Here is a 15,122-nt window from a genome sequence, read left to right on the forward strand (position 1 = left end):
AACCATAAGGAGGAATCAATGTGCCAAGTTGGTACCTTTTCACCCGATATAACAAGTTCGCAGGAACTAAGATTTACATAGGCAACCAGTCATAGAATGTTGACTGGTTGCCTATGTATTTTATTGTATAAATTCCTCCCTTTTAGTCAAGTATGGTAACAGATTGAAAGGAAGGGAGAGCCAAACATGAAAGCAGGTACATTAAGACAGGTTTTGCTTATAACGGACGGCTGCTCGAATCACGGTGAGGAGCCTGCTTCAGTAGCTGCACTAGCAAGGGAGCAGGGCGTCACCATCAATGTCATAGGAGTATTGGAAAACGATGTAATAGATGAAAAGGGTCTGAAAGAGATCGAGAAAATTGCGGGTGCCGGGGGCGGTGTCAGCCAAATCGTTTATGCTCAACAATTATCACAAACCGTTCAAATGGTGACTCAAAAAGCCATGACGCAAACTATACAAGGAGTTATTAATCGTGAACTTCAACAAATATTAGGTGACTCTAGAACGATGGAAGATCTCCCGCCAGATAAAAGAGGAGAAGTGATGGAGGTGGTCGACGAGCTAGGAGAAACGAGCGAGCTTGAGGTGCTAATCCTTGTCGATACAAGTGCGAGTATGAAACATAAGCTTCCGACCGTGAAGGATTCCTTGTTAGACCTTTCCCTCAGTATGAATGCAAGAATGGGTGATAGCCGGTTTTCCGTCTTTGCATTTCCCGGGAAAAGGAATGATGTGGAAAAACTGCTTGATTGGACGCCGAACTTGGAAGCGTTGACGAAAATATTCTCCAAGCTTAGTACGGGAGGGCTCACACCAACAGGACCAGCAATACGGGAAGCACTTTCTTATTTCAATAAAAAACGTTCGTTGAGGGGATTGTTATCGAATGATGATGAACAATACTTTGAGGAATCTATGTAAGCTCCCCCCTGGAAGTATCATTACTGGAAAGTGGAATAAGAACCATTACACAATTATCAAGGAGTTGGGCTGCGGTGCTAACGGATTTGTTTATCTAGTAGAGAGCAAAAACCGTCATTATGCTCTGAAGCTCAGTGATAATGGGACATCGATCATTTCAGAGATGAATATTCTAAAATCCTTTTCCAAGGTCCAGGGGTCTACCCTTGGACCTTCATTTTTGGAAGCGGATGATTTTATGACCAAAGGAAAGCAACTCCCGTTTTATGTAATGGAGTATATTCACGGTCATGATTTCTTGTATTTCATTGAGAAGAAAGGGTTCTCGTGGATTGGGGTCTTGGCCCTTCAATTATTGACTAGTTTATCTGCCTTGCATGCAAATGGGTGGGTCTTTGGCGATCTAAAGCCAGAGAATTTGATCGTGACTTCCCAGGACTATAAAGTGCGATGTGTAGATGTCGGCGGAACGACCTTGATTGGGAGATCGGTGAAGGAATTCACCGAATTCTTCGATAGGGGATACTGGGGGTTGGGATCAAGAAAGGCTGACCTACAATATGATTTGTTCGCTGTTGCCATGATTATCATCAATTCGGCCTATCCAGCGCGTTTTCAGAAAAAAGGGGAAGGGTATAGTCAACTAACAGACGTGATTAAACAGAAAAAGGAATTGCAACCATATAGAAAGATGCTGGATAAAGCGCTTCTCGGGAAGTATGACTCCGCCTTACGGATGCGTGAGGACCTAGTTGTCTTACTTAGTGACCAGAAGCATTCAAAGAAAAAGACGTCGAGTCAAGGTACTACGAGACAAGCAAGAAGAAGCCAGAGGCAGCCAAAGAAAAAGAAGGGGGGATTTGTAGAGACTTTTTTAGTGGTGGCCGTCATCTCGATAATCTATGTTCTTTACATATATGAACAGTTGTTATGATATAGTTAATAAAGTGTAGAGGTGGAATCTTTGAAACCCATTACACTTTTTAAACGTAGAAACTAATACCTGTACATAAAGAAGGAAGATCCCATGTTAAAGGAAAAAGTTCTAAAGACCATTCATAGGAACCACTTGATTCAGGAAGGTTCGAAATTGCTCGTAGGTGTATCTGGAGGGCCTGACTCATTGGCACTTTTACATTTCCTTAAGGAAGCCCAACCTATTTTTCATTATGAGCTCATTGTTGCGAGTGTTGACCATATGTTTCGGGGCGACCAATCCCTTGCCGATTATCAGTATGTCAAACAAATGTGCGAACAGTGGGATATTGTTTTTGAAGGCAAAAGGATTGACGTGCCAGCATATATTGAAAAAACCGGTCAGAGTTCTCAATTGTCATCAAGAATGCTGCGTTTTGCTTTTTTTGAAGAAATGATGGATAAACATCAGGCAGATACGCTCGTTTTGGGACACCATGGCGATGATCAAGTCGAAACGATTCTCATGCGTTTGACCCGAGGGGCGACAGGTCAAGCGAGAGCAGGAATCTCCCTGAAAAGACCTTTCCATGGCGGTCAGCTAATCAGGCCTTTTCTGGAAGTTACCAAGGATGAAATCATCGAATACGTAACCATTCATCATCTTGAGCCTAGATACGACCCAAGTAATGAAAAGAATGATTACCTGAGAAATCGTTTCAGGCACGAAGTCCTTCCGTTCCTAAAGAAAGAAAATAGGCTTGTTCATGAACACTTCCAGCGCTTTAGTGAAGAGGTAATGGAAGATGAGAAGTTCTTACAGGATCTGGTCAGGAAAGAAATGTCCGAGATATGGCTTCAACAGGATAGGAAACATTCTGTAATTCGGATAGATAAGGTACTTGCGATGCCTAAACCTTTACAAAGAAGATCTATTCAACTAATATTAAACTATCTTTATTTGAAGAGACCTTCATCGCTTTCGGCATTACATATCGATCAACTTTTAGCTTTGTTTTTAAATCCTCAACCTTCAGCAGAACTGCATCTCCCGGAAGGCCTTATTGTAGAAAAATCCTATCAAACATGCATCTTTAGTTTTTTTCGCCAAGAAAGCCAAGAATATTCTATTATAGTACAAATTCCCGGTGAGACTATTCTTCCGAATGGATATAAAATTAAAGCACACTATATAAAAGATGAAATTCCCTATAGTAAAGGAAATGATTCTTTTATACTCCCTGAATCGGCTGTTCGACTCCCATTGATTGCCCGCACAAGGCAGGAAGGCGATAGAATGGATGTTAAGGGATTGGGTGGAACGAAAAAGTTGAAGGGGATTTTTATCAATGAGAAAGTCCCGATGCTAGAAAGAAATGCATGGCCGATTATCATCGATCAAGCAGGGATGGTCATTTGGCTTCCCGGTTTAAAGAAATCGGATGTTGAGGCGGACCAGGTTTCTGATGAATCATCTTTAATCTACTTAGAATATAATAAAGCTTAATCTTCTTGGGGGGCAATTAATTACAATGACCATGCAAAATGACATTGAAAAAGTGTTAATATCTGAGGAAGAACTTCAACAGAAAATCAGAGAAGTGGGAGCACAGCTTGAGGCTGATTACAAAGATAAGTTCCCACTGGCTATCGGTGTTTTAAAAGGCGCTATGCCATTTATGTCAGATTTATTGAAACGTGTTGATACACACCTTGAAATGGACTTCATGGATGTTTCGAGCTATGGAAACTCCACTGTATCATCTGGTGAAGTGAAAATCATCAAAGACCTTGATACATCAGTAGAAGGCCGTGACGTACTAATCATTGAGGATATCATCGACAGTGGTTTAACTCTAAGCTATCTTGCAGAGCTCTTCCGCTACCGCAAAGCAAAATCCATTAAAATTGTTACATTGTTAGACAAACCAACAGGCAGGAAGGCTGACATTACTCCGGATTACGTTGGATTTATCGTCCCTGATGCATTTGTTGTAGGATATGGCCTGGATTATGCGGAAAGATATCGTAATCTCCCATACATCGGCATATTGAAACCTGAGATTTACACGAAATAATAGTATTCAGTTAAAAGAGATGGCCAGATAAAAACAGCGGTGTTAAATTATTGTAATTCATTAATTTTGTATGATAATATTTACTATAGTTTGTTTACCCGTGGGAGGAGGTAAGGGATGAATCGGATCTTCCGTAATACCATATTTTATTTACTGATATTTTTAGTCATCATTGGGATTGTGAGCATCTTTAACAATAACAATGAACCTCAGGAAAAATTGACCCAAGATCAATTCTATAAGCATTTGGAGAGTGGGGACGTCAAGTCATTAACGATGCAACCCGAAGGCAGTGTTTTTGAAATTACAGGGAAGCTGAAGGAATATGATGAAAACAAGTATTTTGTTGCATACGTTCCATTTAGTGAGTATGCACAGAGTCGCATTGGCGAAGCTGTAGAAAAACAAGGTACTGAAGTTGTTGATGTTTTACCTCCAAAACAAACAAGTGGCTGGGTTACATTCTTTACTTCGATCATTCCATTTGTAATCATTTTCATACTATTCTTCTTTTTACTTAACCAAGCACAAGGCGGCGGTGGCGGCCGAGTGATGAACTTCGGGAAAAGTAAGGCGAAGCTGTATAACGATGATAAGAAGAAAGTTCGTTTCAATGATGTTGCCGGGGCAGACGAAGAAAAGCAAGAGCTTGTCGAGGTCGTGGAATTCTTAAAAGACCCTCGCAAATTTGCTGAGCTTGGTGCCCGTATTCCTAAAGGGGTCCTATTGGTGGGTCCTCCAGGTACAGGTAAAACCTTACTTGCACGAGCGGTAGCTGGTGAAGCAGGCACGCCTTTCTTCTCAATCAGTGGATCTGATTTCGTAGAAATGTTCGTTGGTGTCGGTGCATCTCGTGTTCGTGACTTATTTGAAAATGCAAAGAAAAACGCACCATGTATCATCTTCATTGATGAAATCGATGCAGTAGGTCGTCAAAGGGGCGCAGGCCTTGGCGGCGGTCATGATGAACGTGAACAAACGTTGAACCAATTGCTTGTTGAAATGGACGGTTTCGGTGGAAATGAAGGCATTATCATCATCGCCGCAACAAACCGTGCAGATGTATTGGATCCAGCATTGCTACGACCTGGCCGCTTCGACCGTCAAATTACAGTTGGGCGCCCAGATGTAAAAGGCCGTGAAGAAGTATTGAAAGTTCATGCTCGTAACAAGCCTTTGGCAGAAAGCGTGGATTTAAAAGCAATCGCTCAACGTACACCTGGATTCTCGGGTGCCGATCTTGAAAACTTACTGAATGAGGCGGCTCTTGTTGCAGCCCGTCAAGATAAGAAAAAAATCGATATGTCCGATTTGGATGAAGCGTCGGATCGGGTTATTGCAGGTCCTGCAAAGAAAAATCGCGTGATATCGAAAAAAGAACGGAATATTGTTGCCTGGCATGAAGCGGGTCATACAATTATCGGTCTGGTCCTCGATGATGCAGAAGTGGTTCATAAAGTTACGATTGTCCCTCGTGGTCAAGCTGGTGGATATGCCGTCATGCTTCCGAAAGAAGACCGTTTCTTCATGACCGAGCCTGAACTAAAAGATAAGATCGTTGGTCTTTTAGGTGGTAGGGTAGCCGAAGAAGTTACTTTTGGTGAAGTGAGTACGGGTGCTCATAATGACTTCCAACGTGCGACAGGCATTGCCCGTAGTATGGTTATGGAATATGGAATGAGTAAACTTGGACCTCTTCAGTTTGGAAATTCACAAGGACAGGTGTTCTTGGGCCGCGACTTCAATAATGACCAAAACTATTCCGATGCAATCGCTTATGAGATTGATTTGGAAATACAACGCATCATTAGAGAAGCTTACGAAAGATGTAAGAAAATCCTTACTGAAAATCGTGAAAAACTTGATTTGGTTGCCAAGACCCTGCTAGAAGTGGAAACGCTGGATGCAGAACAAATCAAAGGGCTTTTCCAAGATGGTAAATTACCAGAACGGGATTATACAGCTCTTAATGGGAATTTGACTACTGATGAAAACGTAAAAGTTAACATCAATACGAAAAAGGAAAAAGAGGCTCTTTTAGATCCATTGGATAAAAGAGAACCTGAGGACCTTGAGATAACGGAGGAAGGATTGAATACACCTCCGATTGAAGAAGGTACACCTCAAGATAAGCCACTTTCTTTCCCAAAAGAAGATGACAATAAAAAGTTGTAAGTTGACTTGAAACCAAAAGGGTATTTCCTCCTCGGAAATACCCTTTTCTTTACACTATAAATATGAGAAAGCCTACAAAATTTTCAGCTGGCATATTTTTACCTTTTGAGAAGCGCGACTAATAGCATCGAAAATAACAGTATGGTATGATGTGGGAGAATAATTTAGCGGAGTGGTGAAAACAATGATTTTTGTACTAGATGTTGGGAATACGAATACTGTATTAGGCGTATACGATGAAGAAATACTGAAATATCATTGGCGAATTGAAACAAGCCGCAATAAAACAGAAGATGAGTATGGAATGGTCATAAAGTCTTTACTGCAACATGAAGGTCTCTCATTCGACCAATTTGACGGCATCATTATATCATCGGTTGTACCGCCTATAATGTTTGCGCTTGAACGCATGTGCAAAAAATACTTTGGAATCAAACCACTTATCGTTGGACCTGGTATTAAAACGGGATTGAATATAAAGTATGAAAACCCTCGCGAAGTGGGAGCGGACAGAATTGTGAATGCTGTAGCAGGCATACAGGAATTTGGAAGCCCTCTCATCATCGTCGATTTTGGAACCGCAACGACATATTGTTATATAAATGAGGAAAAGCAGTACATGGGGGGAGCAATCGCCCCAGGGATCGGAATTTCTACAGAAGCGCTTTACTCGAAAGCATCCAAGCTACCGAGAATTGAAATTAGCCGTCCAGACGGAATAATAGGTAAAAATACGGTTTCGGCCATGCAGTCAGGTATTTTATACGGGTATGTAGGCCAAGTCGAAGGAATCGTAAACCGCATGAAAGCACAAAGTAATTTAGAGCCGACAGTCATTGCCACTGGTGGATTGGCCACGTTGATTGCCAATGAATCCACAGTTATCGATGTTGTGGAGCCCTTCTTAACATTAAAAGGCCTACAGCTAATTTACAAAAGGAACCGAGAGCAAGTAAAGAAGTAAACCTAAAAAAACAGCATGGGAGGACATATAAATGAAAGATTATTTAATAAAGGCGTTAGGATATGAAGGTCAAGTGCGAGCGTATGCGGTCTCCACAACAGAAACTGTAGGGGAAGCGCAACGGAGGCATTATACCTGGCCGACAGCATCGGCTGCACTTGGGCGCGCTATGACTGCCGGAGTAATGATGGGTGCCATGTTGAAAGGTGAAGAAAAGCTTACGATTAAAATCGAGGGCGGAGGACCTATAGGTTCCATCCTTGTTGATAGTAATGCAAAGGGGGAAGTGCGTGGATATGTAACGAACCCACAAACTCACTTTGATTTAAATGAACAAGGAAAATTGGATGTCAGAAGAGCGGTTGGAACCGAGGGGTTATTAACCGTCGTGAAAGACATTGGTTTACGTGATAATTTTTCTGGGCAGGTTCCTCTAGTTTCGGGAGAATTAGGTGAAGACTTCACGTATTATTTTGCAACATCAGAGCAGGTACCTTCCTCGGTGGGAGTGGGCGTATTAGTGAATCCTGATAACTCGATTCTAGCCGCGGGTGGTTTCATCATCCAACTAATGCCCGGTACTTCTGACGAAACGATTACGAAAATCGAACAACGTCTAAACACCATCGTTCCTGTTTCTAAAATGATTCAAAATGGTTTAACTCCGGAAGAAATCCTAACAGAACTATTAGGGGAAGGAAATGTACAGGTTCTAGAAAAAATAGATGTAGAATTCTCATGCCCATGTTCAAGGGAAAGGATTTCTAATGCCTTAATAAGCCTCGGGCAAGAGGAAATCAGGGATATCATCGAGACGGAAGGACAGGCAGAGGCCCAATGCCATTTCTGTAATGAGACATACCAATTTTCCAAAGAGAACCTTGAAGAACTAGAAAAGGAAACACAAAAATAAAAAAAAGACGGGAGAAAAGGGTTTTGTCTAAACAAAAGCTTAGGGCAATCATTGCTGGTCTTGCCTTGTTGAACCTATTGACAATCCTAATCTTTGTCATCTGGCCATTCATCGCTTCCAAAATCACTTTAGGAGAGGAAACGGCAGCGAAGATTGGCTCTAAAGATATTTCCCGGGAAGCATGGATCAATGAACTTGAAAAACGATATGGTAAAGACGTGCTTGAGGAAATGGTTGATAAAGAAGTAGTGGGACAAGCAGCGAAAAAATACAAAGTGACCATATCCGAAGATGAAGTGGATCGGGAACTGAAGATGATGAAAACGATGTATGGAACTGCTGGTCAGAATCTAAGTAAAAGCAAAGCCCAATGGAAGCAGGAAATTCAATCGAATCTCCTGCTCGAGAAGCTGCTTACAAAGGATGTCACAGTTTCCGAAGCGACCATGGAGGACTATTATGAGAATAATAAGGACATCTATCGAATACCCACTACCTATCATATTTCTCAAATAACTACATCGACTAAGGATCAAGCAGAGCAAATAATAAAAGAACTGAATAAAGGCGTTTCATTTCCTGTGTTAGCCATGGAGAAATCTCTTGATGAATTCACAGCAAATCAAGGGGGAGACATGGGGTATATATCGCAGGATAATGAACAAATCTCGAAAGCATATATTTCCGCTGCCGAAAAGTTAAAGGTGGGAAATTGGAGCCAACCGGTTGAGACGGATGAAGGATGGGCTGTTCTCTATTTACATGAGAAAATTGACGGTAGGCAATACTCGTATAAGGAAGTAAAAGAGCAAATACGCCGCCAAAAAGCCTTGGAACAAATCCAGGCGCCGGTATCCGGTAAGATTTTCTGGGATGAGTTTGATGTAGATTGGGTATATGGATCAGAAGATCAAAAGTAGGTAAAAGGATATAAAAGAAAATTTAGAAAATTGCAGATAAACATTGACAACGAACTAGTGAAACTGGTAACTTTAAATTAATAAAACCAATAAACATACTCGGTATTAATAAAAGGAGTGGAGAACATGGCACGTATAGTTAATTCAGTAACGGAATTAATCGGGCAAACGCCTATAGTAAAATTAAACAAGCTTCAAAACGAAAATAGTGCAGATATTTATTTGAAACTTGAATATTTTAACCCAGGGAGCAGCGTTAAAGACAGAATCGCTCTTGCTATGATCGAAGCCGCAGAAAAAAGTGGAGATCTTAAACAAGGCGATACGATCATTGAGCCTACAAGTGGTAACACTGGGATTGGCCTTGCGATGGTAGCTGCAGCAAAAGGGTATAAATCAATCCTTGTAATGCCTGAAACGATGAGCTTGGAACGTCGCAACTTGCTTCGTGCTTATGGAGCTGATTTAGTTCTAACGCCTGGACCTGAAGGAATGAAGGGTGCCATTGCTAAAGCGACTGAGTTATCTAAAGAACACGGATACTTCATTCCACAACAATTCGAAAATAAAGCGAACCCTGAAGTTCACCGTAATACTACCGGTCCAGAAATTATTGAAGCGTTTGGTGAAGATGGCCTGGATGCATTTATCGCAGGAATTGGAACGGGCGGTACGATTACTGGTGCAGGTGAAGTACTTCGTGAAAAATATCCTGATATTAAGATCTACGCTGTAGAGCCTGCCGATTCACCTGTATTGTCAGGAGGAAACCCCGGGCCACATAAAATTCAAGGAATCGGTGCAGGATTCGTTCCTAGCATTTTAAACACAGATCTTTATGATGAAGTTATTCAAGTAAACACGGATGAATCTTTTGAATACGCCCGTCGTGCTGCAAAAGAAGAAGGTATCCTAGGTGGTATTTCATCCGGTGGGGCTATCGCTGCCGCTGTTAAAGTTGCTGAGAAACTAGGAAAAGGCAAGAAAGTCCTTGTAATCATTCCAAGTAATGGTGAGCGTTACCTAAGTACACCTTTGTATAACTTTGAATAAGAGTAAAAGTTAACCGAGAAGCAAAGCACCTCTAGGGTGCTTTGCTTCTCTTTTTTGTGTAGTAATGAGGTTCTGGATTTTAAGGTGCTTGCGCTTTGCCTGGGTATATAGGTAAACTCATATATATACGTAGATTTTTTAATGAAGGAGAACGTCCTATGTCATTAGCTAGTACATCGAAGATCAAATGCGGTTCATTAGAATTGGATTACGGCAAAAAGACTTTAATTATGGGGATTTTAAATGTTACGCCTGATTCATTTTCCGATGGAGGAAAATATAATCGGGTAGATGCTGCATTAAGACATGCTGAGCAGATGGTTGAAGATGGTGCGGATATCTTGGACATCGGTGGTGAGTCGACCCGGCCTAATTATGAACGGATAACGGATGAGGAAGAGATAGAACGTGTCGTACCTATCATTGAAGCGATTTCCCGTACTTTTGAAATTCCTATCTCCGTTGATACGTACAAGTCCAAAGTTGCAGAAGCGGCATTGAAAGCAGGAGCGCACATCCTGAACGATATTTGGGGAGCAAAAGCAGATACACATATGGCAAAGGTAGCGGCTATGTACCAAGTTCCGATTATTTTAATGCACAACCGAGACAATATGGAGTACCAACAATTTATCCGTGATTCTTTGCAAGATCTATTCGAAAGCATTAGGATTGTGAAGAAAGAGGGAGTCTTGGATGAGAATATCATTCTAGATCCAGGTATCGGGTTTGCAAAAGATTTGACACTGAATTTGGAAATGATGAGGAATCTTGATAAGCTGGTATCATTAGGGTATCCAGTACTGCTCGCTACATCGAAAAAATCCATGATCGGACAAGTTCTTAATCTACCGGCACATGAACGTTTGGAAGGGACGGCAGCAACGATCTGTCATGGGATTCTTCAGGGCTGCCAAATGGTCCGGGTGCATGATGTAAAGGAAATGGGACGTACAGCTAAAATGATGGATGCTCTTATAGGAAAAGGTGAGTTTAATGGATAAGATATTTGTGAATAAGATGGAATTCTACGGATACCATGGTGTATTTCCGGAAGAAACAAAGCTTGGCCAGCGATTTAGGGTGGATCTGACTGTAGAAGCGAATTTGGCCAATGCGGGCATGAGCGATAATCTCGAAGACTCCATTAATTATGGTGAATTATATGAAGTCTGTAAAGGTATCGTTGAAGGGGAACCGTACAAGCTGGTGGAAGCTGTTGCAGAAAGGATTGCATCGGAGTTACTCACCAAGTTTCCGAAGATCATGATGTGTACAGTAAAGATATATAAACCAGACCCTCCTATAGCAGGACACTATGAATCGGTTGCCATAGAGATTGAAAGAGGACGCTAAAATGAAAAATATATCGTATCTATCAATTGGTTCGAACATGGGGGAGAGCTTCGATACATTTCAAAGGGCTTTCCAATTATTGAGTGAAGATCCACATATTAAACTTGTCTCTTGTTCATCATTATATGAAACGGACCCTGTCGGATATACTGACCAGGATTGTTTTTTGAATGCTGTCATTAAGGTGGAAACCGATTTAACACCAGAGGACTTATTGCGAGCATGCATGCAAGTTGAACGAAAATTAGGAAGAAAAAGGAATGTCAGATGGGGTCCTCGTACGTTAGACCTTGACATTTTGTTATATAATCATGAAAATGTTGAGACGGAGATTCTTTCAATCCCTCATCCTCGGATGCATGAAAGAGCATTTGTGATTATTCCTTTAATGGAATTGGAATCAGATATAATTCTTCCGAAAATGAATACATCCTTGAGCGACCTGCTTGAAAAGATTCCGGATAAAGAAGGAGTTCGATTATGGAAGCTGAAAAATGGGGAAGGCGTATTCGCGCTTTTCGAAAGTTAAAAGGTTTTACCCAAGAGGAGTTCGCAAAAGAGATGGGTGTTTCTGTTTCTTTGTTGGGTGAAGTTGAAAGAGGGAACCGAAATCCCACAGAGGAATTTTTACTAGAAGTGGTGGATGTTCTTAAAGTTTCAATTGAGGATCTGCAGCCACTTGAGGATAAATGAAAGAGTGGTATAGGGGGTCACGATGTGTTAAAAATAGGCGATATTGAAATGAAGAACCGGGTAGTTCTGGCTCCGATGGCGGGGGTATGTAATTCGGCTTTTCGTTTGACTGTCAAAGAGTTCGGTGCAGGATTGGTATGCGCAGAGATGGTAAGTGACAAGGGAATCGTTCTTCAAAATGCCAAAACGCTGAATATGCTTTATATAGATGAAAGAGAAAAACCGCTAAGCTTGCAAATCTTTGGTGGTGAAAAGAAAAATCTAGTTGAGGCAGCGAAGTTTGTAGATAAAAATACAACGGCAGACATCATTGATATCAACATGGGATGCCCTGTCCCGAAAATCACGAAATGTGATGCCGGTGCAAGATGGTTACTTGACCCAAATAAGATATATGAGATGGTTTCGGCAGTTGTGGATGCCGTAGATAAACCTGTTACTGTTAAAATGCGCATTGGCTGGGATGATGAACATGTATTTGCTGTTGAGAATGCCAAAGCGGTAGAACGTGCAGGGGGCAAGGCAATTTCCCTTCATGGCAGAACCCGGGTTCAATTGTATGAAGGGAAAGCTAATTGGGACATTATTCGAGAAGTGAAAAATTCCATTAACATTCCCTTGATTGGAAACGGTGATGTGGAAACCCCGCAAGATGCTGAAAGAATGCTAAAGGAAACTGGCGTTGATGGAGTCATGATTGGTCGGGCGGCCTTAGGGAACCCGTGGATGATATACAGGACAGTGAAGTATTTGGAAACTGGACAATTGATGGATGAGCCGACAGTCCGTGAAAAGATGGATGTATGCATTCTTCATATGGATCGTCTGATAGCGTTGAAAAATGAGCATGTTGCTGTCCGTGAAATGCGCAAGCATGCTGCCTGGTACCTTAAAGGTGTCAAAGGCAATGCAAAAGCACGTAAAGGTATTAATGAATGTGAGACTAGAGAAGATGTTACGCGACTTCTGTATGGACTCGTTGATGAATGTGAAGCGAGGGAACAAAACATCCAAATGGTTTGATGTTTGACATTACCTTCCTGTTTTTCTATAATACGTTTATCGAAAACTGCCAGTGAACCTGGCAGTTTTTATCTGTCCATATATTAGAATTTAAGATAAAAAGCTGTTGAAATCCTTTACTTTATGTAAGAATAAATAGGTATGCAATTAGAAAGTTCAAATAGTTATATGAGGCTTTGATTAATAGAGATGGAGATGATTTTCGTGAGTCATGAAGAATTGAATGACCAACTGCAGGTAAGACGCGACAAAATGCAGGCTATGATTGACAATGGACAAGACCCGTTCGGCAGTAGGTTCGAGCGTTCCCATACTTCGCAGGAGATTGTTGATGCATATGGTGCATTGGAAAAAGAAGAGTTAGAGGAGAAAGAAATAGAAGTTACCATTGCAGGTCGTGTCATGACCAAACGTGGTAAAGGGAAAGCTGGTTTTGCCAATATACAAGATATAAGTGGCCAAATCCAAATATACGTCCGCTTAGATAAGGTTGGAGAAGAGTCATACCAAATTTTCAATCAAACGGATCTTGGTGATATCGTGGGAATCACGGGTGTCATCTTTAAAACGAAAGTCGGCGAACTTTCCATTAAAGCTAAAGAATATGTGTTCCTTTCTAAAGCATTGCGCCCACTTCCCGATAAGTTCCACGGTTTGAAGGATGTAGAGGAGCGTTACCGGAAACGCTATGTTGACTTAATTACAAATGAAGAAAGTAAAAACACTTTAATCATGCGCAGTCGTATTGTGCAGGCTATGAGACGTTACTTAGACGATCAAGGATATTTGGAAGTGGAAACACCGCTATTGCACTCTGTAGCAGGTGGAGCGGCTGCACGCCCATTCCTGACTCACCATAATGCATTGGATATGCCCTTAAACTTAAGGATTGCCATTGAACTTCACTTGAAACGCCTGATTGTCGGCGGCTTAGAGAAAGTCTATGAAATCGGTAGAGTATTTAGGAATGAAGGGGTCTCCACTAGACATAACCCGGAATTCACACTTATTGAATTATACGAGGCGTACGCGGATTATAAGGATATCATGAGCTTGACAGAGAACTTGGTTGCCCATATTGCACAAGAGGTTCTTGGAACCACAACTATCCAGTACGGAGAATATGAGATCGATTTAAAACCAGAGTGGAAAAGACTCCATATGGTTGATGCTGTAAAAGAATATACTGGTGTAGACTTTTGGACTACTATGAGCAAAGAAGAAGCGCAACAACTTGCGAAGGAAAATGGGATTGAAGTGAAAGAGTCCATGGAATTTGGTCATATCGTTAACGAATTCTTCGAACAAAAAGTAGAAGATAAGTTAATCCAACCTACATTCATCTATGGACACCCAGTAGAAATTTCACCTTTAGCGAAGAAAAACCCAGAGGATGATCGATTTACTGATCGATTTGAATTGTTCATAGTGGGAAGAGAGCATGCGAATGCATTCACGGAATTAAACGATCCAATTGATCAACGCCAACGCTTTGAGGCACAATTGAAAGAGCGTGAGCAAGGAAATGACGAAGCTCATGAAATGGATGAGGACTTCTTGGAGGCTTTAGAATATGGTATGCCGCCAACCGGAGGATTGGGAATTGGGGTCGACCGTCTGGTTATGTTGCTGACGAATTCGCCTTCGATTCGTGATGTCCTGTTATTCCCGTTAATGAGACATCGTTAAGCCATAAGGAAAACCGGTGAATCAGAACCGATTTAGGAAGTGTGTATATGAGCAGCGACTCATGGCACACTGTTCTAAATCGGTTTTTTGTTTTTTGATTATAATTTTGTTAGGTTGTTAGGGTTTGATTTTTAGCTTTTAAATAAAAACTTTTGCTATTTCAAAAAAACTTTAAAAAAGGTATTGCGCAGTTTGCGTAATGATGTTATATTTATATCTGTTGTTACGAACGAGTTTCACACGGATTACAAACTTCGAAAAAGTTTTAAAAAGTTCTTGACTCTGAGTTAACAGGATGTTATAATAAATAAGCTGTCGTAAGGCATTGCTCTTTGAAAACTGAACAAAACAAAGCGCCAACGTAAATTTTGAGTGAGCACACACTATAAAAAAGCAAAATGAGCAAGTCAAACATTTCT

General features: G+C 41.2%; 15 protein-coding genes. All 15 read left to right on the top strand.

Annotated features, from left to right (window positions below; all coding sequences use genetic code 11):
• Positions 1–186: 186 nt before the first annotated feature.
• On the top strand, positions 187–924 hold the full coding sequence (locus tag ACQKL0_RS19045; protein WP_402875934.1) for a VWA domain-containing protein: 738 nt from the start codon (positions 187–189) through the stop codon (positions 922–924).
• The gene (locus ACQKL0_RS19050) at positions 890–1,858 is read left to right on the top strand and encodes a protein kinase domain-containing protein (RefSeq protein WP_427689069.1); all 969 of its coding nucleotides are present in this window, start codon (positions 890–892) and stop codon (positions 1,856–1,858) included. The genes ACQKL0_RS19045 and ACQKL0_RS19050 overlap by 35 nt, the downstream gene beginning before the upstream one ends.
• A gap of 93 nt (positions 1,859–1,951) precedes the next feature.
• Positions 1,952–3,346 (top strand): tRNA lysidine(34) synthetase TilS, encoded by a 1,395-nt coding sequence (gene tilS / locus ACQKL0_RS19055; protein ID WP_427689071.1) that lies wholly within the window; start codon positions 1,952–1,954, stop codon positions 3,344–3,346.
• Between the two features lie 31 nt (positions 3,347–3,377).
• Positions 3,378–3,917, top strand: coding sequence for a hypoxanthine phosphoribosyltransferase (gene hpt / locus ACQKL0_RS19060; protein ID WP_402875962.1), 540 nt, complete (start codon positions 3,378–3,380; stop codon positions 3,915–3,917).
• A gap of 117 nt (positions 3,918–4,034) precedes the next feature.
• Positions 4,035–6,092, top strand: coding sequence for an ATP-dependent zinc metalloprotease FtsH (gene ftsH / locus ACQKL0_RS19065; protein WP_402875938.1), 2,058 nt, complete (start codon positions 4,035–4,037; stop codon positions 6,090–6,092).
• 184 nt (positions 6,093–6,276) lie between these two features.
• Positions 6,277–7,056, top strand: a complete 780-nt coding sequence (locus tag ACQKL0_RS19070; RefSeq protein ID WP_402875963.1) for a type III pantothenate kinase — start codon at positions 6,277–6,279, stop codon at positions 7,054–7,056.
• Positions 7,057–7,087: 31 nt separating this feature from the next.
• Positions 7,088–7,969, top strand: a complete 882-nt coding sequence (hslO, locus tag ACQKL0_RS19075; protein WP_427689073.1) for an Hsp33 family molecular chaperone HslO — start codon at positions 7,088–7,090, stop codon at positions 7,967–7,969.
• Between the two features lie 23 nt (positions 7,970–7,992).
• Positions 7,993–8,889, top strand: coding sequence for a peptidyl-prolyl cis-trans isomerase (locus ACQKL0_RS19080; RefSeq protein ID WP_427689075.1), 897 nt, complete (start codon positions 7,993–7,995; stop codon positions 8,887–8,889).
• 126 nt (positions 8,890–9,015) lie between these two features.
• Positions 9,016–9,942 carry a cysteine synthase A gene (cysK, locus tag ACQKL0_RS19085; protein ID WP_402875947.1) on the top strand — a complete coding sequence of 309 codons (927 nt, stop codon included), beginning with the start codon at positions 9,016–9,018 and terminating at the stop codon, positions 9,940–9,942.
• Between the two features lie 158 nt (positions 9,943–10,100).
• Positions 10,101–10,946, top strand: a complete 846-nt coding sequence (folP, locus tag ACQKL0_RS19090) for a dihydropteroate synthase (RefSeq protein WP_402875949.1) — start codon at positions 10,101–10,103, stop codon at positions 10,944–10,946.
• Positions 10,939–11,298 (top strand): dihydroneopterin aldolase, encoded by a 360-nt coding sequence (gene folB / locus ACQKL0_RS19095; protein ID WP_427689077.1) that lies wholly within the window; start codon positions 10,939–10,941, stop codon positions 11,296–11,298. The genes folP and folB overlap by 8 nt, the downstream gene beginning before the upstream one ends.
• Position 11,299: 1 nt before the next feature.
• Complete coding sequence (gene folK / locus ACQKL0_RS19100; RefSeq protein ID WP_427689079.1) at positions 11,300–11,827, top strand: 2-amino-4-hydroxy-6-hydroxymethyldihydropteridine diphosphokinase; 528 nt, start codon at positions 11,300–11,302, stop codon at positions 11,825–11,827.
• A complete protein-coding gene (locus ACQKL0_RS19105; RefSeq protein ID WP_402875955.1) occupies positions 11,779–11,991 on the top strand; it encodes a helix-turn-helix domain-containing protein in 213 nt (70 codons plus the stop codon). Before folK ends, ACQKL0_RS19105 begins: the two co-directional genes overlap by 49 nt.
• A gap of 24 nt (positions 11,992–12,015) precedes the next feature.
• The gene (gene dusB / locus ACQKL0_RS19110; protein ID WP_402875956.1) at positions 12,016–13,014 is read left to right on the top strand and encodes a tRNA dihydrouridine synthase DusB; all 999 of its coding nucleotides are present in this window, start codon (positions 12,016–12,018) and stop codon (positions 13,012–13,014) included.
• Between the two features lie 195 nt (positions 13,015–13,209).
• Positions 13,210–14,703 carry a lysine--tRNA ligase gene (gene lysS / locus ACQKL0_RS19115; protein ID WP_402875958.1) on the top strand — a complete coding sequence of 498 codons (1,494 nt, stop codon included), beginning with the start codon at positions 13,210–13,212 and terminating at the stop codon, positions 14,701–14,703.
• The last annotated feature ends 419 nt before the right edge of the window (positions 14,704–15,122 follow it).

The sequence above is a fragment of the Peribacillus sp. NPDC097264 genome (assembly GCF_050277925.1).
Taxonomy (GTDB): domain Bacteria; phylum Bacillota; class Bacilli; order Bacillales; family DSM-1321; genus Peribacillus.